Source organism: Pseudomonas sp. 22085 (assembly GCF_052045815.1).
GTDB lineage: Bacteria > Pseudomonadota > Gammaproteobacteria > Pseudomonadales > Pseudomonadaceae > Aquipseudomonas > Aquipseudomonas glycinae.
Window position 1 is genome coordinate 140,314 of sequence record NZ_JBQEQA010000010.1, and the last position, 21,287, is coordinate 161,600.

25 protein-coding genes are annotated in these 21,287 nt (G+C 59.0%); 14 read left to right on the top strand and 11 right to left on the bottom strand.

The window, feature by feature from the left end; translation table 11 throughout:
- The first annotated feature begins 2 nt into the window (after positions 1-2).
- Genes ACTJK7_RS14470 through ACTJK7_RS14495 form a run of 6 tightly spaced genes read left to right on the top strand, consistent with a single transcriptional unit; the run spans position 3 to position 6,042 of the window.
- Positions 3-2,903, top strand: a complete 2,901-nt coding sequence (locus ACTJK7_RS14470) for a monovalent cation/H+ antiporter subunit A (protein WP_440780069.1) — start codon at positions 3-5, stop codon at positions 2,901-2,903.
- Positions 2,903-3,247: a Na+/H+ antiporter subunit C gene (locus ACTJK7_RS14475; protein WP_003192163.1), complete on the top strand. Its 345-nt coding sequence runs from the start codon at positions 2,903-2,905 to the stop codon at positions 3,245-3,247. Before ACTJK7_RS14470 ends, ACTJK7_RS14475 begins: the two co-directional genes overlap by 1 nt.
- Positions 3,244-4,923 (top strand): monovalent cation/H+ antiporter subunit D, encoded by a 1,680-nt coding sequence (locus ACTJK7_RS14480; protein ID WP_440780068.1) that lies wholly within the window; start codon positions 3,244-3,246, stop codon positions 4,921-4,923. The genes ACTJK7_RS14475 and ACTJK7_RS14480 overlap by 4 nt, the downstream gene beginning before the upstream one ends.
- Complete coding sequence (locus tag ACTJK7_RS14485) at positions 4,920-5,408, top strand: Na+/H+ antiporter subunit E (RefSeq protein ID WP_064379431.1); 489 nt, start codon at positions 4,920-4,922, stop codon at positions 5,406-5,408. Before ACTJK7_RS14480 ends, ACTJK7_RS14485 begins: the two co-directional genes overlap by 4 nt.
- On the top strand, positions 5,405-5,683 hold the full coding sequence (locus ACTJK7_RS14490; RefSeq protein ID WP_011334688.1) for a K+/H+ antiporter subunit F: 279 nt from the start codon (positions 5,405-5,407) through the stop codon (positions 5,681-5,683). The genes ACTJK7_RS14485 and ACTJK7_RS14490 overlap by 4 nt, the downstream gene beginning before the upstream one ends.
- Complete coding sequence (locus ACTJK7_RS14495; protein ID WP_064379433.1) at positions 5,680-6,042, top strand: Na+/H+ antiporter subunit G; 363 nt, start codon at positions 5,680-5,682, stop codon at positions 6,040-6,042. Before ACTJK7_RS14490 ends, ACTJK7_RS14495 begins: the two co-directional genes overlap by 4 nt.
- Here ACTJK7_RS14495 and ACTJK7_RS14500 read toward each other — a convergent pair.
- Positions 6,039-6,479 carry a DUF3995 domain-containing protein gene (locus ACTJK7_RS14500; protein WP_007950535.1) on the bottom strand — a complete coding sequence of 147 codons (441 nt, stop codon included), beginning with the start codon at positions 6,477-6,479 and terminating at the stop codon, positions 6,039-6,041. The genes ACTJK7_RS14495 and ACTJK7_RS14500 overlap by 4 nt on opposite strands.
- Before the next feature lie 94 nt (positions 6,480-6,573).
- Between ACTJK7_RS14500 and ACTJK7_RS14505 the strand changes: the two genes are divergently transcribed.
- A complete protein-coding gene (locus tag ACTJK7_RS14505; RefSeq protein ID WP_064379437.1) occupies positions 6,574-6,960 on the top strand; it encodes a DUF2946 domain-containing protein in 387 nt (128 codons plus the stop codon).
- A gap of 94 nt (positions 6,961-7,054) precedes the next feature.
- Entirely contained in the window at positions 7,055-9,187 is a 2,133-nt protein-coding gene (locus ACTJK7_RS14510; protein ID WP_440780066.1) for a TonB-dependent receptor, read from the top strand.
- Positions 9,188-9,300: 113 nt separating this feature from the next.
- On the opposite strand, the gene ACTJK7_RS14515 is transcribed toward ACTJK7_RS14510, so the two are convergent.
- From ACTJK7_RS14515 to ACTJK7_RS14525, 3 genes are all read right to left on the bottom strand, one after another.
- Positions 9,301-10,317, bottom strand: coding sequence for an ABC transporter substrate-binding protein (locus tag ACTJK7_RS14515; RefSeq protein WP_064379441.1), 1,017 nt, complete (start codon positions 10,315-10,317; stop codon positions 9,301-9,303).
- Positions 10,318-10,445: 128 nt separating this feature from the next.
- Positions 10,446-10,643, bottom strand: a complete 198-nt coding sequence (locus ACTJK7_RS14520; protein WP_011334693.1) for a hypothetical protein — start codon at positions 10,641-10,643, stop codon at positions 10,446-10,448.
- A complete protein-coding gene (locus ACTJK7_RS14525) occupies positions 10,640-11,110 on the bottom strand; it encodes a hypothetical protein (protein ID WP_084776909.1) in 471 nt (156 codons plus the stop codon). The genes ACTJK7_RS14520 and ACTJK7_RS14525 overlap by 4 nt, the downstream gene beginning before the upstream one ends.
- On the opposite strand from ACTJK7_RS14525, the gene ACTJK7_RS14530 reads away from it, so the two are divergent.
- The 3 genes from ACTJK7_RS14530 to ACTJK7_RS14540 all read left to right on the top strand — a co-directional run bounded on the left by ACTJK7_RS14530 (position 11,084) and on the right by ACTJK7_RS14540 (position 12,057).
- Entirely contained in the window at positions 11,084-11,338 is a 255-nt protein-coding gene (locus ACTJK7_RS14530; protein ID WP_170928934.1) for a hypothetical protein, read from the top strand. The two genes, ACTJK7_RS14525 and ACTJK7_RS14530, sit on opposite strands and share 27 nt — an antisense overlap.
- A 180-nt stretch (positions 11,339-11,518) precedes the next feature.
- Positions 11,519-11,782 (top strand): hypothetical protein, encoded by a 264-nt coding sequence (locus ACTJK7_RS14535; RefSeq protein WP_064379445.1) that lies wholly within the window; start codon positions 11,519-11,521, stop codon positions 11,780-11,782.
- Between the two features lie 38 nt (positions 11,783-11,820).
- Complete coding sequence (locus ACTJK7_RS14540; RefSeq protein WP_064379447.1) at positions 11,821-12,057, top strand: DUF2789 family protein; 237 nt, start codon at positions 11,821-11,823, stop codon at positions 12,055-12,057.
- Positions 12,058-12,063: 6 nt separating this feature from the next.
- On the opposite strand, the gene ACTJK7_RS14545 is transcribed toward ACTJK7_RS14540, so the two are convergent.
- The 3 genes from ACTJK7_RS14545 to ACTJK7_RS14555 all read right to left on the bottom strand — a co-directional run bounded on the left by ACTJK7_RS14545 (position 12,064) and on the right by ACTJK7_RS14555 (position 14,618).
- Positions 12,064-12,267: a hypothetical protein gene (locus tag ACTJK7_RS14545; RefSeq protein ID WP_108562462.1), complete on the bottom strand. Its 204-nt coding sequence runs from the start codon at positions 12,265-12,267 to the stop codon at positions 12,064-12,066.
- A gap of 113 nt (positions 12,268-12,380) precedes the next feature.
- Positions 12,381-13,985: a methyl-accepting chemotaxis protein gene (locus ACTJK7_RS14550; protein WP_064379450.1), complete on the bottom strand. Its 1,605-nt coding sequence runs from the start codon at positions 13,983-13,985 to the stop codon at positions 12,381-12,383.
- Positions 13,986-14,213: 228 nt separating this feature from the next.
- Positions 14,214-14,618 carry a TraR/DksA family transcriptional regulator gene (locus ACTJK7_RS14555; RefSeq protein WP_011334700.1) on the bottom strand — a complete coding sequence of 135 codons (405 nt, stop codon included), beginning with the start codon at positions 14,616-14,618 and terminating at the stop codon, positions 14,214-14,216.
- A gap of 410 nt (positions 14,619-15,028) precedes the next feature.
- Here ACTJK7_RS14555 and ACTJK7_RS14560 point away from each other — a divergent pair, with 410 nt between their 5' ends.
- From ACTJK7_RS14560 to ACTJK7_RS14570, 3 genes are all read left to right on the top strand, one after another.
- Entirely contained in the window at positions 15,029-15,634 is a 606-nt protein-coding gene (locus ACTJK7_RS14560; RefSeq protein ID WP_108562464.1) for a glutathione S-transferase, read from the top strand.
- A 2-nt stretch (positions 15,635-15,636) separates the two neighbouring features.
- Positions 15,637-16,740 carry a DNA alkylation repair protein gene (locus tag ACTJK7_RS14565; protein WP_440780062.1) on the top strand — a complete coding sequence of 368 codons (1,104 nt, stop codon included), beginning with the start codon at positions 15,637-15,639 and terminating at the stop codon, positions 16,738-16,740.
- A gap of 110 nt (positions 16,741-16,850) precedes the next feature.
- Positions 16,851-17,468 carry a LysE family translocator gene (locus ACTJK7_RS14570; RefSeq protein ID WP_108562469.1) on the top strand — a complete coding sequence of 206 codons (618 nt, stop codon included), beginning with the start codon at positions 16,851-16,853 and terminating at the stop codon, positions 17,466-17,468.
- Between the two features lie 95 nt (positions 17,469-17,563).
- Here the strand turns inward: ACTJK7_RS14570 and ACTJK7_RS14575 are convergent, their stop codons facing one another.
- The 4 genes from ACTJK7_RS14575 to ACTJK7_RS14590 are packed head-to-tail and all read right to left on the bottom strand — an operon-like array spanning position 17,564 to position 21,138.
- A complete protein-coding gene (locus tag ACTJK7_RS14575) occupies positions 17,564-18,220 on the bottom strand; it encodes a DUF2931 family protein (RefSeq protein WP_108562472.1) in 657 nt (218 codons plus the stop codon).
- Positions 18,221-18,230: 10 nt separating this feature from the next.
- Positions 18,231-18,887 carry a DUF2931 family protein gene (locus ACTJK7_RS14580; protein ID WP_108563697.1) on the bottom strand — a complete coding sequence of 219 codons (657 nt, stop codon included), beginning with the start codon at positions 18,885-18,887 and terminating at the stop codon, positions 18,231-18,233.
- Positions 18,888-18,943: 56 nt separating this feature from the next.
- Positions 18,944-19,597: a DUF2931 family protein gene (locus tag ACTJK7_RS14585; RefSeq protein ID WP_108562474.1), complete on the bottom strand. Its 654-nt coding sequence runs from the start codon at positions 19,595-19,597 to the stop codon at positions 18,944-18,946.
- Positions 19,597-21,138, bottom strand: coding sequence for a phospholipase effector Tle1 domain-containing protein (locus tag ACTJK7_RS14590; RefSeq protein WP_108562476.1), 1,542 nt, complete (start codon positions 21,136-21,138; stop codon positions 19,597-19,599). Before ACTJK7_RS14590 ends, ACTJK7_RS14585 begins: the two co-directional genes overlap by 1 nt.
- Between the last annotated feature and the right edge of the window lie 149 nt (positions 21,139-21,287).

The following is a 21,287-nucleotide window of genomic DNA, read 5'->3' on the forward strand; positions in this document are numbered from 1 at the left end:
CTATGTCCCTGATAGTTCTACTGCTTCTGCCTTTTCTGGGCAGCTGTCTGGCAGCCGTGCTGCGGCACAACGCACGTAACGCCGAATCTCTGCTGGCAGGCCTGGTCGCACTGATCGGGACTTTCTCGGTCGCGATGCTGTATCCGCAGATCGCCCACGGCGGCGTGATCCGCGAGGAGTTCACGTGGCTGCCCAGCCTGGGCCTGAACTTCGTTCTGCGCATGGACGGCTTCGCCTGGCTGTTCTCGATGCTGGTGCTGGGCATCGGCACCCTCGTTTCCTTATATGCCCGTTATTACATGTCGCCGGATGATCCGGTGCCGCGTTTCTTCGCGTTTTTTCTGGCGTTCATGGGCGCCATGCTCGGGCTGGTGATCTCCGGCAACCTGATCCAGATCGTGTTCTTCTGGGAGCTGACCAGCCTTTTCTCGTTCCTGTTGATCGGCTATTGGCACCACCGCCACGACGCGCGCCGTGGGGCGTATATGGCGTTGATGGTCACCGGTGCCGGAGGATTGTGCCTGCTGGCGGGGGTCATGATCCTCGGCCATGTGGTCGGCAGCTATGACCTGGACAAGGTCCTGGCCGCCGGCGACCTGATTCGTGCACATGCCCTCTACCCCATCCTGCTTCCCCTCATTCTTATCGGCGCCCTCAGCAAAAGCGCCCAGTTCCCCTTCCACTTCTGGCTGCCCCACGCCATGGCGGCGCCCACACCGGTTTCGGCGTACCTGCACTCGGCGACCATGGTCAAGGCCGGGGTTTTCCTGCTGGCCCGGCTGTGGCCGTCGCTGTCCGGCAGCGAAGAATGGTTCTACATCGTCAGCGGCGCCGGCGCCGCTACGCTGTTGCTCGGCGCGTACTGCGCGATGTTCCAGAACGACCTTAAAGGGCTGCTGGCCTACTCGACCATCAGCCACCTCGGTCTGATCACGCTGCTGCTGGGCCTGAACAGTCCGCTCGCTGCTGTGGCGGCGGTGTTCCACATTCTCAACCACGCGACCTTCAAGGCCTCGCTGTTCATGGCCGCCGGGATCATCGACCACGAAAGCGGCACCCGCGATATCCGCAAGCTCAATGGCCTGTTCAAACTCATTCCATTCACCGCCACCCTGGCAATGGTCGCGAGTGCGTCGATGGCCGGCGTGCCGCTGCTCAACGGTTTTCTGTCGAAAGAGATGTTCTTCGCCGAAACCGTGTTCATCAACGCCACCGCGTGGGTTGAAACCAGCCTGCCGATCGTCGCGACCATTGCCGGTATGTTCAGCGTTGCCTACTCGCTGAGATTCACCGTTGATGTGTTCTTCGGCCCGACCGCCACCGACCTGCCGCACACCCCGCATGAACCGCCGCGCTGGATGCGTGCGCCGGTGGAACTGCTGGTGTTCACCTGCCTGCTGGTGGGGATTTTCCCGGCCCAGGTGGTCGGCCCGTTGCTGGCCGCTGCCGCGTTGCCGGTGGTGGGCGGCGTGCTGCCGGAATACAGCCTGGCGATCTGGCACGGCCTCAATGCACCGATGATCATGAGCCTGATCGCCATGTCCGGCGGCATCGTGCTGTATCTGCTGCTGCGCAACCAGCTCAAGCGCGGCCGCTTCAAGTATCCGCCGCTGGCGGGCCGCCTCAACGGCAAGCGAATGTTCGAACGCAGTCTGGTGGTGATGATGCGCCTGGCTCGACGCCTGGAGCGGCGAATCGGCACCAAGCGCCTTCAAGCGCAATTGTTCCTGATGGTGCTGGCGGCAGTGCTGGCCGGCCTGATCCCGATGCTGCACAGCAGCCTGAGCTGGGGCGACCGGCCGAAGATCCCCGGTTCGATCGTGTTCGTGACCCTGTGGCTGCTGGCAATCGCCTGCGCCCTCGGCGCAGCATGGCAGGCCAAGTATCACCGTCTTGCCGCCCTGACCATGGTCAGCGTCTGCGGGCTGATGACCTGCGTGACGTTCGTCTGGTTCTCGGCGCCGGATCTGGCCCTGACGCAGCTGGTGGTCGAAGTGGTGACCACGGTCCTGATCCTGCTCGGCCTGCGCTGGCTGCCACGGCGGATCGAAGAGGTTTCGCCGCTGCCAAGCAGCCTGCGCAAGGCGCGGGTACGCCGTCTGCGCGACCTGCTGCTGTCGATTGCCGTCGGCGGCGGCATGGCGCTGCTGTCCTACGCCATGCTGACCCGGCAGACGCCGAACGACATTTCCTCGTTCTACCTGAGTCGCGCCCTGCCTGAGGGTGGTGGCAGTAACGTGGTCAACGTGATGCTGGTGGATTTCCGTGGTTTCGACACCTTAGGCGAAATCACGGTGCTCGCCGCCGTGGCGCTGACCGTGTTCGCCCTGCTGCGGCGTTTCCGCCCACCGAAAGAAAGCCTGCAACTGCCGGCCCAGCAACGCTTGCTCGCCCCCGATGTGGTCACCGACCTGGTCAACCCGCGCTCGGCCAGCGACACCGCGCTCGGCTTCATGATGGTGCCGGCGGTGCTGGTGCGCCTGCTGCTGCCGATTGCGCTGGTGGTGTCGTTCTACCTGTTCATGCGCGGGCATAACCAGCCGGGCGGCGGTTTCCTCGCCGGTCTGGTGATGTCGGTGGCGTTCATCCTGCAATACATGGTCGCCGGCACCCAGTGGGTCGAGGCGCAAATGAGCCTGCGCCCACTGCGCTGGATGGGCACCGGCCTGCTGTTCGCCACCGTCACCGGGCTTGGGGCGATGGCGGTCGGGTATCCGTTCCTGACCACCCACACCTGGCATTTCAGCCTGCCGCTGCTGGGTGACATCCATATCGCCAGCGCGCTGTTCTTCGATATCGGCGTCTACGCCGTGGTGGTCGGCTCGACCTTGCTGATCCTCACCGCCCTCGCCCACCAATCGGTCCGGGGCCACAAAACCGCTGCCGCCAAAGGAGCCGTCTGATGGAAGAAGTCATCGCAATCGCCATCGGCGTGCTCGCCGCCTCCGGGGTCTGGCTGATCCTGCGGCCACGGACGTTCCAGGTGGTGATGGGCCTGTGCCTGCTGTCCTACGGCGTCAACCTGTTCATCTTCAGCATGGGCAGCCTGTTCATCGGCAAGGAGCCGATCATCAAGGACGGCGTGCCGCAGGACCTGCTCAACTACACCGACCCGCTGCCCCAGGCGCTGGTGCTGACGGCCATCGTCATCAGCTTCGCCATGACCGCATTGTTCCTGGTGGTGTTGCTCGCCTCACGAGGCCTGACCGGTACCGACCACGTTGATGGAAGGGAGCCCAAGGAATGACGGCGATGACTCACCTGATCGCCGCACCGATCCTGCTGCCGCTGCTGACCGCCGCCATCATGCTGATGCTCGGCGAGAAGCACCGTCCGCTGAAGGCGAAAATCAACCTGTTCTCCAGCCTCCTCGGCCTCGGCATCTCGGTAATGCTGCTGCAATGGACCCAGACCACCGGCGTTCCCGGTTCGATTGGGGTTTATCTGCCGGGCAACTGGCAGGTGCCGTTCGGCATCGTGCTGGTGGTCGATCGTCTGTCGGCATTGATGCTGGTGCTGACCGGAATCATTGGCGTCAGCGCCCTGCTGTTCGCCATGGCCCGCTGGGACGGCGCCGGGTCGAGCTTCCACGCCTTGTTCCAGATTCAGTTGATGGGACTTTACGGCGCATTCCTGACGGCGGACCTGTTCAACCTGTTCGTATTCTTCGAGGTGCTGCTCGCCGCATCCTACGGCCTGTTGCTTCACGGCTCGGGCCGGGCACGAGTGTCGTCGGGGCTGCATTACATTTCGATCAACCTGCTGGCCTCGTCGCTGTTTTTGATCGGCGCGGCATTGATCTACGGAGTGACCGGCACGCTGAACATGGCGGATCTGGCCCTGAAGATCCCGCTGGTGCCGGAAGCCGACCGAGGCCTGCTGCACGCTGGCGCAGGGATTCTGGCCGTGGCGTTCCTGGCCAAGGCCGGCATGTGGCCGCTGAACTTCTGGCTGGTGCCGGCCTACTCGTCGGCCAGTGCGCCGGTAGCGGCGATGTTCGCGATCATGACCAAGGTCGGCGTCTACACCCTGCTGCGTCTGTGGACGCTGTTGTTCTCCGGCCAGGCAGGCGCTTCGGCGTATTTCGGCGGCGACTGGCTGATCTACGGCGGCATGGCCACCATGGCCGGCGCAGGTGTGGCGATCATCGCCGCGCAGCGCCTGGAACGCATGGCCAGCCTGAGCATTCTGGTGTCGGCGGGAATTCTGCTGTCTGCCGTGGGGTTCGCCCAGCCGAACCTGATCGGTGCGGCGCTGTTTTATCTGGTCAGCTCGACCCTGGCGTTGAGCGCACTGTTTCTGCTGGCGGAGTTGATCGAGCGTTCGCGCACCGCCATCGAAGTGCCGCTGGAAGACGAGAACGAACTGCTGCCGCGTCCGCAAGAGTGGCAACGACCGGTCAAGGGCATCAACCTCGACGACGATCAGAAAGCGCTGGTTGGTCAGGTGATTCCGTGGACCATGGCTTTCCTCGGTCTGAGCTTCATTGCCTGCGCGCTGCTGATCATCGGCATGCCGCCGCTGTCCGGGTTCATCGGCAAGCTGAGCCTGATCGGCGCCCTGCTCAACCCGCTGGGCCTGGGCACCGGCGAACCGATCTCGAATGCTGCCTGGGCGTTACTGGCCCTGCTGATCCTTACCGGGCTCGGCTCGTTGATGGCGTTCTCGCGCCTGGGGATCCAGCGCTTCTGGTCGCCTGAAGAGCGCCCGTCGCCCGTACTGCGCAAACTGGAATGCACGCCGATTTTCCTGCTGCTCGGCCTGAGCATCGCCCTGACCTTCAAGGCTGAACCGCTGCTGCGTTACACCCAGGCAGCGGCCGAGGCTCTGAACAACCCGCAGCAATACGTGATGGCGGTGCTCGGCACCCGTGCCGTACCGAGCCCGGAAGCCAAGGCTGCGCTGCTGGAGGTGCAACCATGAAGCGTCTGTTTCCTGCGCCGTGGTTGTCGCTTGCGCTGTGGTTGCTGTGGCTGGTGCTGAACCTGTCGGTCAGCCCGGGCAACCTGTTACTCGGTGCAGTACTGGGTTTCTGCGCCCCGCTGATGATGCGCAAACTGCGCCCGCAGCGGATTCACATCCGCCGCCCGGGCACGATCCTGCGATTGTTTCTGCTGGTCGGGCGTGACGTGATCGTCTCGAACCTGCAGGTGGCCTGGGGCGTACTCAACGCCGGTCGTCGGCCGCTTCGTTCACGCTTCATCAAGGTGCCGCTGGACCTGCGCGATGCCAACGGTCTGGCGGCGCTGTCGATGATCTGTACGGTCGTGCCCGGCACGGTGTGGTCGGAGCTGGCGCTGGATCGCAGCATTCTGTTGCTGCACGTGTGGGATCTGGATGACGAGGCGCAGTTCATCCAGCACTTCAAGATCACTTACGAGCGGCCGTTGATGGAGATTTTCGAATGAGCCCGCTGCTGTCGAACGCGATTCTGCTGACGCTGTTCCTGTTTTCCCTGGCCATGGTCCTTACGCTGGTGCGCCTGTTCAAAGGCCCGTCGGCGCAGGACCGGGTACTGGCGCTGGATTACCTGTACATCGTCGCCATGCTGATGATGCTGACCCTGGGGATTCGTTATGCCAGTGACACCTACTTCGAAGCGGCGCTGCTGATCGCGCTGTTCGGCTTCGTCGGCTCGTTTGCCCTGGCGAAATTCCTCCTGCGTGGCGAGGTGATCGAATGAACGCTGAACTGTCTCTCTGGGTGGAAATCCCGGTGGCGATCCTTTTGGTGCTCAGCGGTATTTTCGCCCTGATCGGTGCGACCGGCCTGTTGCGGATGAAAGATTATTTCCAGCGCATGCACCCACCGGCGCTGGCCTCGACCCTCGGTGCGTGGTGCGTGGCGCTGGCCTCGATCATCTGTTTTTCAGCGCTCAAGTCCGGGCCGGTGCTGCACGCATGGCTGATTCCGATTCTGCTGTCGATTACCGTGCCGGTGACTACCTTGCTGCTGGCGCGGGCGGCGCTGTTCCGCAAGCGCATGGCCGGGGATGATGTGCCGGCCGAGGTCAGCAGCCGGCGCACTGAAACCGGCAGTTAAATCCAGGCAACAGCCAACAGCCCGGCTCCCAATATCAGACACAGCGGCGAGTAAACCCAAGTGTCGAGCCGGGCGAACCGCGACCCCTTCACTTCCTTGAAAAAACCCACCAGTTCCGAATCGCCAATCGCCCGCGCAAACATCAGCAGCGCAATCGCGCTGATCACCCATTGCAGCGCCCAGTGATGCACGGCGGGCAGCCACCATCCCACTCGCATGCACACCAGTGCGGCAATCAGTAGCAGGGCTGCTGCCACCACCAGCGTGATCCAACCTGACGGCTTGAACGCCGGCCTGAGTGTCAGCCCGCCGTTGTCCACCGGGACCTGCGGCACCACCGCCACGGCTGCCCATTGCCCACCCATCGCCCAATACACATGCATCAGGCTGATCACCGCAAATATCGTCACCAGCCATTGAGCCAACACAAAGGTCATGGTCGAGAATCCTTTAAAGGGATTTGAACAAAACATCCTAGTCGGCATTTTTCCATGTGCACGACCGGTCGGCGGTGCGGTAAAGTGCCGCCCCATGAAATTCACCCGTACCGATCGTTCACTGCTGGCCTGGATGCTCTATTGCTGCGTCCTGTTCAACGTGTTCGCCTGCAGCATCGGTCACGGACAAATGGTCGGCATGCAGCTCAACGGTATCGGTGGCCAGTTCTGCGCCGTCGATCCGAGCACCCAGGCGCCGCTGGCCTCAAATCCCGCCGAAGAAAAACTGCCGACCCTGGCAAAAGCCTTCGGCTGCCCGCTGTGCTCCACCGGCGGCATGGGCCCGGCGTTCAACTCCAGCCTGACCCTGGCGATCCTGCCGGAACAACATAGCCCGCCGCTGCCGGTCATCGTCAGCACTGACCTCCCTGCCCGCTTCATCTGGCCTTCGGCCAATCCCCGCGCCCCGCCGCTCGCCTGAATGCCCTTGCCTTTTTGATCTGTCAGCCCACTGCGCCAACGCGCGGCGTTCGCCTGTGCGCTGACTCCGAGAACAAGCATTCAGGATGCAATCGATGAAACAACTTACCTTGCTGGCGAGCCTCTGCGGCTGCCTGTCCGTCAACGTCTGGGCGCAATCCACCGTGGATCTGGCGCCGATCACCATTGACGGCGAATCCGGCGCCGAGCCTGGCCTGAGCCTCGACCAGTCCAGCGGCATGGCCTCGCGCCTCGGCCTCAGCGTGCGCGACACTCCGGCCTCAGTGGCGATTGCCAACCGCAATGACATCGAACGTCACGGTTCGCAAAACTTTCAGGACGCGGCCAACACCTTGCCGGGAGTGAACGCCAGTGCGCCGCCGGGCTTTGGCGGGTTCGTCTCCTATCGCGGTTTTACCAGCAGCCAGATCACCCAGATGTTTAACGGCGTAAACGTCTCCGGCGGACTGGCGCGTCCCGTGGATTCGTGGATTTATGACCGGGTGGAACTGGTGGGCGGCCCGTCGTCACTGATCAACGGCGCCGGCTCGGTCGGTGGCTCGCTGAACTACGTGACCAAACTGGCCACCCGCGACGAGCAAGCCATCGATGGCCGAGTCAGTTATGGCACCTACGACACCACCGAAACCGCATTCGGCCTCAATCACGCGCTGACCAACCCCGGTGCCGACGTGCAGCACTACGCGCGCCTCGACGTCAGCCACAACACCAGCAACGGCTACATCGACCGCCAGGAACGCGATGCCTGGAGCGTGGCGTTCTCGCTGCTCAGCGACCTGACGCCAAACCTGTCGCATACTCTGGCCCTGGAATATCAGGACGAACACGAAGACAGCCCATACTGGGGTACGCCGGTGCTCAACCCAAAGGCTGGTGAGTTGAAGATCGACAAGCACAACCGCTTCAACAACTACAACGTCGAGGACGGCCGCTACGAGCAACGGACAATCTGGGTGCGCTCGATCATCGATTACCGGATCAACGACAGCACCACCCTGCGCAACACCCTCTATCACCTGGACAGCCAACGCGATTACCGCAACCTGGAAACCTATCAATACAACGCCGACAACAGCGCAGTAAACCGCTCCACTGCCTATCAGGTGCGCCATCAGGGTGAGCAGAACGGCAACCAGTTCGAACTGCGTCACGACAACACTCTTTTCGGCCTCGACACCACCTGGTCCGGCGGATTCGAGTACAAGGTCAACCAGACCACCAACTCGCCGCTGAACGTCAAAGGCGCCAGCACGGTGAACCCGAACAACTACCGACCCGGGCATTTCTATGACATTCCTGGAACGATGCCGGGTTTCGTCAGCGACAAGACCAACCAAGTCACAACCAAAGCGCTGTTCGCCGAAAATCGCCTGGCACTGACCGACAAGCTTTCACTGCTCAATGGTCTGCGCTACGACGACATCGACCTCGACGTGACCAACCATCGCACGGTAACGGCAAGCAACCCGCGTCATCTGAAGCGCAGCTGGGATCCGGTCACCGGGCGCATCGGCCTGACCTATCAGTTCATTCCGTCAGCCAATGTGTACGTGCAATACAGCACTGCCGCCGAGCAACCCAATGGCACCCAGGACTTTGATGTCTCGACCGGCAAGCAATGGGAAATCGGCAGCAAGTTCGACTACCTTAACGGACGCGGTTCGGCGACCGTGGCCGCTTACACCATTGAGCGCAAGGACTTCGCCGTGACGGATCCACTGGACCCGACCAGCAGTATTCCGGTCGGCCAGCAGACTTCGAAGGGCATCGAGATTGCCAGCTCGTTGCGGATCACCGACAAGTTGCTGGCCGAAGGCAACTTCGCCTGGGTCGATGCGCAATACGATGAGTTCAACGAGAAGAACGCCGCCGGCGTGGTGGTTTCGCGCAAGGGCAACACACCGACCAACGTGCCGGACCGGGTCGGCAATCTGTGGCTGACCTACGATTTCTCGCCAAAATGGCAAGGCGGGGTCGATGCGCGGTACGTGGCGTCGGTGTTCGCCGATAATGCCAACACCATCACCGTACCGTCGTACACGTTGTTTGGCAGCTTCCTCAGCTACAAGGTGGATTCGCACACCACCGTGACCGGACGGGTGCGCAACCTGACGAATGAGGTGTACGCCGAGTTCGCCCATGTATCGCCGGCGTATTACCTCGGCACACCGCGCACCTTTGAGCTGGCTGTGCAAACCCGCTTCTAAAAGCTTCGCGGCAAGCCCGCTCCCACAGGAATCGATGTGTTTTCAAAGCTCAGAGCACACCGAAAAACTTGTGGGAGCGGGCTCGCCCGCGATGAGGCCCATCGATACGACCTCTATTTCAAATCAGCTGAAACCTTATCTGCCACATCCTTCGGCAGCCACGACTGCCACACATCCGGATGCGCCTTCATGAACGCTGTCGCCGCATCCCGAGGTGGCGTATGTTTTTCACTCATCTCGGCGAGCGCCTTGTTCAGGTCATCAATCGGAAAGTCGACCTTGCTGAAGAACTCGGCGATCTGCGGATACTGTTTCTGGAACGGCGTGGACACCCCGATCGACAGCTTCGAGGCCAGTGAACGGGTCGGTTTCGGATTGGGATTATCGGCGTCGGTCAGGGTCTTCCACGCCTCGGCATCGAACGGCGGCTCTTCCAGCTGGATCAGCTTGAACTTGCCGAGCAACGGTGTCGGCGACCAGTAATAGAACAGCACCGGTTTGCCCCGACGGATCGATGAACTGATCTCGGCATCGAGCGCCGCACCGGAGCCGCTGCGGAAATTGGTGAAGTCATCCTGCAAGCCATAGGCCGTAAGCTTCTGCTTGTTCACCACCTCCGACGTCCAGCCGATCGGGCTGTTGAGGAACCGGCCCTTGCTCGGGGATTCCGGGTCCTTGAACACATCCTTGTACTTCTTCAGATCGCTGACGCTGCGCAGGTCCGGCGCCAGTGGCTTGATGCCCTTGGCCGGGTCCCCCTTGATCACGTATTCCGGCACCCACCAGCCCTCGGTGGCGCCTTTGACCGTGTCACCCAGGCTGGCGACCTTGCCTTCGGCCTCGGCCTTGACCCACACCGGACTGCGCCCGGCCCATTCTTCGCCGATGACCTGAATGTCATTGTTGGCCAATGCGGTCTCCAGCGTGATGGTGGTGCCCGGCAAAGTATCGGTCGGAAGCCCATAGCCCTTCTCGACAATGATCCGCAGGACATCGGTAATCAGGCTGCCGCTTTCCCAGTTCAGATCGGCGAAGTGGATCGGCGCCTGTGCCGCGCTCACCGCAGGCATCACCGTCATCAAACCGAATGTGGTCAACCCGGCGGCAAGCAACCGTCGAAATCCGTTCATGCTTTTGCACCTCGTGCCGTTCACAGCAATAGCAGGATGGCCTGACAGAAGACCGCAAGCCTCTGAATACTCAGTCAACTGACTGTAGACGAGGTTCCTGCTTTTTCAGGGGCATGACACGAACAAGGCTACTTTTCAGACATTTCCTGCAGGCTCTTCAGCTCGCGTCTGACCATGCTGGCGTATTCCGCAGGCTGCAAGGCGTAGATTTGCGAAGCGACCCAACCCAGCCACGCGCCCTTCAGTTCGGCCTTTGCAACGAACAGCCGACGCGCTTCTTCACGGGCACTGTCGAGGTTCTGCAAATGGAAATCGGCGCGACTCACTCGCTGGCCTTGAAGGTCACCAGTTCGCCCTTGCGCCACTTGGCGGCTTTGGCGGTGACGGCTTTCAGGGTCTTGGTCAGGCCTTCCTGTAACTGCTCGTTGGCGGCGAACACGGTGAACGCACTGTGGCCTTCCTTGAACACGATGGCATGGCCGTCGGCCGTGGTGACGAACGCATAATCGCCCAGACCGTACACGGTCATTTTGATTTCGCGAAAGCGGATGTCCATCTTGCCGCCTTCACGGCTGGGCAGCACCGACGCGCTGAAATGATCGCCGACCTTGAGCTTGAGGCCAGGTTTGTCATCGACCACCAATGCGCTTTCGGTGTCGATCTCGGCAACGTAAATGCCTTCGGCGTTTTGCTCGGTGATGTAAACAAAACGCGATTGAAACTGCTTGACCAGCTTTGCCCGCAAATCACCCAGCACGAACAAAGCATGCATATCGAGGTTACTGACTGCCAAAGAAACATCCCCACACTTGAAAAGAGTGCCGTAAGCGAAAAGCGCGCACGGCAGAAAAAATCGGCCTGGCCGAAGGTGTTGCGCGATGACTCGAATATACGCCAGAGCGAACGAAGTGCTTGTTCAACGCAAGTTGCACAAGACTACTGGAATGCCCCTCGCGAAACCCGCAAAGACGTTCTCCAAATGTTGAAGAAAAACGCATCACGGCTGGCCAGAGAAAACTGACTACGAACTTTAGGGAAAAAACTCACCAAGAAAAGCACTTTTCCGACATATCGCACGCAAAAAATTGCTTTAGATAGCGCCATGCCGTCAACAGGTGTTGGCGATTCTAGAGCAGCGATGCTGTTCGCGACTACCCGCAACACCCTGTAAATGCGGGCCAATCCATGAAAAGGACTTCACATGTGCACTTTGACGCATTTTGCCGTGACTCACGAACCAGCCTTTGCCTTGAACACTCCCACCTTCGAGACCGTTTCCACAATCGAGTCTTGCACTCACGAACCGTTGTTTCAGGTGATCCCGGCGGGCAATGGCTTTTTCCATATCAGGGAAAAGTCGACGGGCCTTGTCAGAGGTTTCCGGGAGAATCACAACGCCGCCTGCGCCCTCGCCCGTTCACTGGAATCAAGAATCGAACTCCTGGCCAGCGAGCCCCTCAGATAAAGAGAGTGATCGACCCGCCAACCTTCAAGGAGCACACCATGGAACTGCCTGCGTACAACCTGACAACCCTGTTCGACCAATTAGGGCTGCCTTCGGAGGAAACGGCGATTGACGACTTCATCGAAGCCCATCCGCTGGAACCCGATACGAAACTGATTGACGCAGAATTCTGGAGCCCGCAACAGGCGCAGTTGCTCAAGGAATGGCTGCGTGCCGATGGCGAGGAAGCGGTAATGGTCGACGAGCTGAATGTGCGCCTGCACCGGGGCAAATGATTTCGGTCAGTGCAGGCTGTCTCCGGATCTCGCGCCCAATTGCGCGAGCCAGGCAGCCCTGCACTCCTCGGCTTCATCGCGACTGGCGAAAGCGGTGCCGCGCTGCTCGCCATTGAGCAATACCACCCAGCAGACACTTTGCCCCATCGCACGCAGACCGGCGGGTACACCGCTGCCGATCATCACCGCGACATCGACTCTGCATTGCATGCTGACCTCCAAAATTCATTAGCAACCTAACTATGAAGGCATGTTAATGATTTGGATCAAGAGGAAACAGCGACGGCGCTGCACAGCTTAATTGCAATTCCGGCAACAATGCCTCAGCGCGGATTCTCCGGTTTGTAGCCCAGACGCAAGCCCCCCCAGTGCCGGCCCTTGACCATGATCGGCACCGACAGGTCGTGCATCAGCTCGCCGGTATCGCGGGTGTAGGTCTGCAACAGCACGGGTTGCTGATGGCTGCCGCAGCGAATCCCGGTACGGTCGGCGAATTTGCGTTTGGTGCGATTGTTGACGGTATCGACCTGCACATCTCCGGTCAGTGGCCGGCTGAATGCCTGATTGTGCGTCGGCACATAACCGTGCTGTGTGCAGGCGATGGCGAACACCAGACCTTCGTGACGCGGCAGTAACGGCTCCTGAATGGCCGGCAGCACCTGATCGGTGTAGCGGTCGAAACGGGTCTGGAACTTGGCCGGCTGGGTGTCCGGAATCGGCTGATACTGTCGGTCGAAGAGGTCTTCAAGGCTGATACGACCTTGCTCGACATCAGCTTCGAACCGCGCGGCAATCTGACTGGCTCCTTCACGGGCGAGGTCGTAGATGCGCTGGTGATAGTCATCCAGCCCGACTTCGGCCAAGCGTTCGCTGATGGTTTCCGCCTGCCCTTCCATCTGTACGGCCGCGTCGGCCAGACGACGAGTCTGCTGGTCGCTGATAGCCAGATCGCTGCGCATCTGCTCGATGGCAGCGAACAGACTGTCGAGCTGTTCGCGATTGGTTTCCGCGCCCCTGGCGATTTCGCCCACCTGGCTTTCGACCCCGGCCGCCAGTCGCGCGATGTTTTCCAGGTGCTGACCGGTGTGCTCAACCTGCTCGACACCCGTGTGTAAATCGTCGGAGAGCTGGCGGATCTGCTCCACCACCTGCGCCGTGCGTTGCTGAATGTCGGCGACCATTTCCCCCACTTCACCGGTGGCCGTCGCGGTACGAGCCGCCAGGCCGCGCACTTCGTCCGCCACCACTGCAAATCCACGACCGTGCTCGCCGGCCCGGGCGGCTTCAATTGCGGCGTTCAATGCAAGAAGGTTGGTCTGACTGGCGATGGACTGAATCACCAGCGTCACGCGCTGAATGTCATCGCTGCGCTGACTCAAGGCTTCGATCAGTTCACGGCTGGCATTGGCGCGCTGGCTGAGCTGATGCATACGCGAAATCGAGTCCACCAGTTCAGTGCGCCCCGCCGCGCTGCTGTGATGGGCTTCGCTGGCTGCGCCCAAGGCTTCACGGCTGAGCTGCGAAGTGGCCTGTTCAGTGGCGATCATGACTTCAGCGTTGTTGACGATCTGCGCGGCGGCGTCGAGTTGCGATTGCAACTTGCCGGCCAGCTCCTTGACGGAAAACGCCACGCCAGCGGCTGACAGCGCGTTATGGCTGGTGGTGTAGGAAAGGTCGCGAGTCAGCTCGGACATCGCGCTGCTGCTGTCGACCGGTTGAGCATCGGGGACCGCCCGAGAACGCAGGCGCGGCAGCCAGACGATCAGCACCGCCAGCGGCATGCTGACGTACAAGGGCCATTCGCCCAGGCTCATCCCGGCCAGCAACAGCATCAGGGCGATGCTTTGCAGGGTCGGCGTCAGCCAGCGATTCTTCGGCAAAACAACTGGTGCAGGCAGAGCCGCAACCAGAGATCCATCTCTCGTCATTTCGTTACCCCACGCTTGTTCTCATTGTTGTGGCTGCATTAAACGCCACTACAACGCCATTATCCATGGTCCGTTAGTCGTGGGTCTGTGGCAGGTCAATGGAATGGCAGGGAGACTTTCCGGCAGACGAGAAAAAGCAAAGATCGCAGCCTTTTGCTGTTCCCGATGGAGCTGCAAAAGGCTGCGATCTTTTCGCGACGACCCGTATTGAAGGGGTCGCCTCAGGAATCAGGCCTGACGCTGGTGCTTGTCGATCTGCTCGTGCCGCTCTTGAGCTTCGATGCAGTACTTGGTGGTCGGGCTGATCAGCAGGCGTTTCAGGCCGATAGGCTCGCCGCTGTCGTCGCACCAGCCGAAGCTGTCTTCCTTGATACGCTCAAGGGCCTGCTCGAGTTGCGGCAGCATGCGCTGGTCGCGATCGATCGCGTTTACCAGCCAGGTGCGCTCTTCTTCCACCGATGCGGCGTCCGCCGGGTCAGCCGGGGTGTCCAGGCTTTCGATGGCAATACGGTTCTGCTCAATGCGCTCATGGGTTTCGACTTTCATGTTCTGCAACAGCTCTTGAAAAAAAGCTTGTTGCTCGGCATTCATGTAGTCATCTGCCGGCATGGCCAGCAACTTGTCCTTTGTCATTGATATCTCTATAAAAAACGTGCATTAAGGCGAATTAGGGAGCGTTCCGGCGAACCGTCTGCGTTCATCGGAAAGGCATCGTTTATTGCAAACGCCACCCGGCACTCAATTTACGAAGGGGCGGCAGTCTAAGGCTCGTTTGAGGCCTCAGCAACTGTAAATACCGGGAATTTGTCCGACAAGGCCCGGAAACTGCTCTGACACAGGCTTCACAGCGCTCATCGGAGTGCGTTTATAGCAAGAAATTCAGTCGAGCGGCTGTATATAGAAGACAAACGTCGGACGAGCGGCGCTTTGTCGCAATTCGTTACGGTCGTTGAGCGCGAAAACAGCCCCCTCGCAAAGACTGACAAATCCCCCTGACCTCAGCTACGTTATGCCCTCCCCGGTTCGACTTGAAGGAACGCGTCATGAAACTGATCGGCATGCTGGACTCCCCTTACGTGCGCCGCGTGGCGATCTCTGCCAAATGCATGGGGATCGAACTGGAACACGATCCGGTCTCGGTGTTCCGTCACTTCGAGCGCTTCCAGCAGATCAACCCGGTGGTCAAGGCGCCGACCCTGGTGCTCGATGACGGCGAAGTGCTGATCGACTCGACCCTGATCCTCGACTACCTCGAAGCCCTGTCCGGCAAAACCCTGCTGCCCACCGACCTGCCGCAACAGGTCAAAGCCCTGCGTCTGATCGGCCTCGGCCTCGCCGCCTGCGAAAAAGCCGTGCAGCTTTACTACGAACGCAACCTGCGCCCGGCCGACATTCAATACCAACCGTGGGTCGAACGCGTCGAAGGCCAACTCGCCGCCGCCTTCACCGCCCTCGAACACGAACTCGAAAAACACCCGCTGCCCACCGACGGCTCTCTCCAGCAGGACGGTATCACCCTGGCCGTCGCCTGGAGCTTCACCGGCCTCGTCGTCCCCGACCAGATCGACGCCGATCGCTTCCCGCGCATCGCCCAATACACCGCGTACGCCGAAAGCACACAGGCGTTCATCAGCACTCCGATGACCTGACCATGAGCACCACCGAAACCGCCGCCCCGGCCCTCAAAGAAATCTTCAACGCCGAACGCCTGCAACACATCGCCACAGAAATGAGCGCCGTGTACCCGGCGTTCAAGGCCAAGGCGTTTCTCAAGCACGCCAACCACGGCCTCGCCGACCTCTCCGTCATGCAACGCATGGCCCGCGTCAGCGAAAGCCTGCACGCGGTGCTGCCGCTGGATTACGCAGATTCCCTCACTGTCCTGCGCGAACTTGCCCCACGACTGAACAGCGGCTTCGTCAGCATGTGCCTGCCGCACTACGTCGCGAGCTACGGCGCGCACGCGTTCGACACCTCCATGGAAGCCCTGAAGTACTTCACCACCTTCGGTTCCTCCGAATTCGCCATCCGCCACTTCCTGCGCAGCGACCTGGAACGCTCGCTGGAACTGATGCACGACTGGACCCGAGACGAAAACCACCACGTCCGAAGACTCGCCAGCGAAGGCAGCCGCCCTCGCCTGCCGTGGTCGTTTCGACTGGAACCGGTGCAGGCTGATCCGCTGTTGGCTGCCGGGATTCTTGATCGGTTGAAAGCCGATGAAAGTTTGTACGTGCGCAAGTCCGTGGCGAATCATTTGAATGATGTGACGAAAGAACATCCGGAGTGGGTGCTGGATACGATTGAGGGGTGGTCGCTGGACAACAAGCACACGGCTTGGATTGCCAAACATGCGTTGCGGAGTTTGATCAAACAGGGGAATTCTCGGGCGCTTACGGTTATAGGCGCTGGGGCGAAGGCTGAGGTTGAGTTGCTGGATGTGAAGGTGGAGCCGGCGGTTGTGCGGCTTGGCGAGACGATAACTTTGTCATTTACCGTTCGATCGTTGGTCCCAGTTGAACAGCGGCTGGTGATTGATTATGCGATTGACTATGTGAAGGCGAATGGCGGGACGTCGGCCAAGGTTTTCAAGTTGAAGACGTTGGAGCTGGAGGGGTTTGGGAATGCGGTTGTGGCGCGGCGGCAGGTGATTAAGGATTTCACTACGCGCAAGCACTATGCGGGGGTGCATGCGGTGCATGTGGTGGTTAATGGGGAGCGGCTGGGGAGTACTGCCGTTGACATGATCACTTAATAAGCGTCAAAAATGGTCTGCTCATCGGATGACAACCGAAAGTAGCAGGTATGTTGAGTCTTGAAACGAATGATGACCTCTCCAACCACTGAGCTCGCAAAGGAATGCACATGATCGATGACCCCGCTGTTTTGACAGTCTTTTTGGTTTACCTGGCCGGTGTCGTTATTCCAGGACCCAATTTCGTTGCGGTAGTCCACAAAGCGGTAGCTGCGTCGCGGTCAGAAGCTTTGGCCTTGGTGGCAGGCATTGTATTGGTCAACTTACTCTGGGCCACCTGTGCAATAGCAGGTATCGGCGTTGTATTTGCTGCGTTTCCTTGGGCGGCGCTATTCGTAAAAGTTCTGGGGGCAGCCTATCTGATGTGGTTTGGACTGCGACTGCTGCTAAATGCCGGGAAGAACACGCTTTCCACCAGTAACGAGGCTGCCGTCGGGAATTTTCAGCAACCATTCATTCAAGGAGTCATCACGAACATCGGCAACCCTAAATCCATGGCCTTCTACGCCGCTATTTTCTCAGCGGCAGCCGCCGCCCACGTGTCAACAAGCACGTTTTTGTCGATGCTGGCAGTCGTAGTGGTGGTTTCAATGACTTGGTATGGAGTGGTCGCAATCGCTCTTTCGCAACCTGACATCGCGTCAGCGTATCGAAGGAGGAAAAAAGCTATTGACCAATTATGCGGTGGTTTGATCTTGTCTCTGGGGATCCGGCAGCTTGTTCAATGAGTCAGGGAGGGATGCGGGCAGATTTAAAAATGGGACGCATCTATTTATCAAAAGAGCCGCCCTATCTTTTCCGACTCGCCCCCGTTTTCCAAGAATTACCAACTGCCATACGGAATGCCAAATTTTTCGATATAACGCTTGGATTTTTCACTGACCGGATAAGCGTAACGCCCTTGGTTCTTACCCTGACTCGGACCTAGCGGTTCGATTTCGGCTTTGGCCCTGGCCACTTTCACTGGATGGTGGCATGAGTCCCTGACCCAGACTTGTACAACCCCGCCGGGAGCCAGTCCCAGGTAGATAGAAGCGGAATAACTCGCTTGCTCCTTCGGAGTTTCCGGACAACGCTGATCGACCGACGTTCTCATTAATTGTCTGGCCTCTTCGGGCACATCCAACCAAACACTGTAGGTCTGAGGTTCGACAATCGATTGCCAACGCACGTAAATGCGTTTGGGGAGATCGGCACCAATCACTGGCTTTGCAGCAGCGCCCAATGCGTGCCAGCCTCGTGCAGATTCTTTACCGTCTTCAGGCTCCCCTCCAGCAGCCGTACCTCCTCCCGTACGCTTGAACAGCTTGCCGTTTATATCTTCGACAGCACTATCCTCCACCCACACTTTCATGTAGTAAGGCTCAGTAAATGCGAGCTCCCACGACTGGGACTTAGGATCGTTTTTGGCGGACAGCGGGTCCGCAGACTGACAGCCAGTCATGAACAAAGCACAAAACAAGGTGATGAATCGCTTCATTCGCTGATAGCTACCAGCTTCCATAAGGAATGCCGTACTTCTCGATGTAGCGCTTGGACTTTTCACTGACTGGATACGCGTAACGTCCTTCGTTCTTCCCCTGCTCCGGGCCCAGTGGTTCTATCTCACCTTGCATTCGGGCCACTTTGATCGGGCGTCGACATGAGTCTCGGATCCAAACCTGTACCACTCCGCCTGGCGCCAGCCCTAGATAAACCGAGGCCATGAACCGCGCAGTTTTCTCCGGTGTTTCAGGGCAGCGCTGGCTTGTGGACTTCACCATTATTTGTCTGGCCTCCTCCGGTATATCCACCCATGCCTGCCAGGTTTTCTGTTCCACAATGGATTGCCATCGAACGTAAATACGAACAGGTAAGTCAGCGCCGACAACACGTTTTCCGCTGCCACCAACGGCTGTCCAACCACGGGCAGACTCGGCTCCATCGTCAGGCTCTCCGCCTGCTGCTGTTCCTCCACCCGTTCTGAAGAAGACTTTGCCCGTAATGTCTTGCACAGAACTGTCTTCCACCCAAACCTTCATGTAATTCGGTTCAGTGAAAGCCAATTCCCACCATTCAGACTTGGGGTCATTTTTTGCTGACAGTGGGTCAGCAGACTGACAACCGGTCATGAACAACGGGCAGAGCAGGGTGACAAGGAATTTCATTACCAGAGTAAAAATGGGGATGGATTTATTTCCCCTTCCCCACAACATCTCAAGCATTACCAACTGCCGTAAGGGATGCCGAACTTGTCGATATAACGCTTTGACTTTTCGCTGACCGGATAAGCGTAACGTCCCTGGTTTTTGCCTTGGCTCGGACCCAGCGATTCAATCTCAGCTTGCGCCCTAGCCACTTTGACCGGGTGATGACAAGAGTCTCTAACCCACACTTGCACAACTCCGCCCGGCGCCAACCCTAAATAAACGGAAGAAATATAGGTGGCCGTTTCCTCCGGAGTTTTCGCACATCGCTGGTTGACCGACGTCAGCATTAGCTGCCTGGCTTCTTCCGGTATATCCACCCAAGCACGATAGGTCTGAGGCTCCACAATAGATTGCCAACGAACAAAGATCCGCTTGGGAAGATCGGCGCCTACTACTGCTTTTGCAGAGCCGCCTACGCCATGCCAACCTCGGGCTGACTCTGTGCCATCCTCTGGTTGCCCGCCCGAGGCGGATCCTCCGCCGGTGTGCAGGAACGTTCTTCCTTTGATGTCTTCCACCGAAGTATCTTCCACCCATACCTTCATGTAGTGAGGCTCTGTGAACCCCAGCTCCCACCATGGGGATTTTGGGTCGTTTTTCGCTGAAAGCGGGTCTGCGGAACAACCGGTCGTGAGCAGTGCGCAGAGCAGGGTTACAAGTAGCTTCATTACCAAAGCGTCCAGTCAGGTACGTGCGGGTGTTTTACTCGAATTGCATCTGACGAGGGAGCGTTGATGTAAACCGCTTTCACGCCACTTCCATCCCTTCGGCCGAGTGGGTGGTTCCAGTTGGCTGATGTATGAATGTACTTGAGTTTGAGGATTTGCTCTTCTTGTGCGCTGGTGCTGTAGTCGCCAGAGACAAAACGATCACACAAAGCTTGAAGCTCTGTAGGAATGGAAAACTCGGGAGTCTCAGGAATATCGTTGAAGCGAACTCCCTTGGCTTTGGCCTGTTGATGCATCACGCGTAAACACACTCTGGAAAGCATCCCGCTCACTGGACGTTTGAGCTGCACGGCGGCGTAGACGCGCTTGATTTGTGGACTAAGCCGATCCTGCGGATTATTTGGCATAAGGAGTGGCGGTGGCGTGACGATTTCCAGCATCTCAGAAGGCCAGCCATTGGCGAGCCACTGATTTTTCACGGTTAAAGCATCTTGATAAATCGAGGTGGTCACGACATCAGTGTTAAGCGACACCTCCAGTGTCTGCATCGGGCTGACGAGTACGCACTCATCCGCTTCCTCGAGGTAACCCCCACCAATATCGGAATGTACACCGGGCAAAATAATCTCCTGGTGATCTGGCGTTACACAGCTGAGGGCGAAATTTCCCCTGCACTCATCACGCGCGACCAATTGGAGGACATCCGTGAAATAGCGTGGATCCAGATAAAGCTTGATGCCTGTTGCAACGGGGCTTTTGATGTTGCCCAGATTGGACCAACCAGCAATGGAAGGAACGGTATCAAACAGGCCTATAAAGCCCATATTGATATCGCTTTTATATTGATCGCTGAAAGTAGAACTCAAGGAAGCTGCGTTACTTCGAAGGATTTCTCCTAAAGGACCCTGTTTGCCGCGCACGACTTCATTTGCAAAATGCCGAGCGGCTGCCGCACCACGGCTGAAGCCGAAGGTATCGAATGTCAGGGAGACAATTTCACAGCCCGGATTTTCGTCCAGCGCCTCCTTGATCCGCTGCTTGATCAATACGAACGAAGATTGAACACGACCGGCAACTCCGGTTTCGCCACGCCCAGTACCTGCTCCCAAGGTGCTGTCTTTTTCACCTGAACGGGTGCCGATCCCTTCGACATACACCATGCGAAAAGCACGCTTTCGCGTGCCCTCACCTTCGGCTGCCTCAGGCGTGTCATACAGCTCACTCAGCTTTTTGATATTGCTGACATCATTGCCATAACTACTATCCGGATCACTCATATACGGCTTGCAGCTCGCATCAATATCTTGAGCAGCAATGGGATGATGGGCACCGCAAAGTAAACCCGCAGCAGCGTTATTGGCATTATTCCCCGTTCCATCGAAGAACACTCCGATCCGCAGGGCAATGCCGATTTTTTCACGAGCCGATGCCGGTTCCTTCCCGTGTTTCTCATACTCAGCCCAACGCTGGGCATGAATATCGACGGGGTCGGTTCCTTTGTTGCGATAGTTTTTAGGCGGGTTGGGAATGTAGCCACTCAATCCTTGATTCCTTCTTCTGATCCTTGAAGAACGGGCTGAAGGGTGACAGCGGAAATCGGGGGGCGCAAGGCGTGGCCGCGTGCCAGCACCTGGCGCTCTTTCTCCCTGCCTGCAATGGTGGCGCCGCCCCCCGAATGATAAGGTTCAGC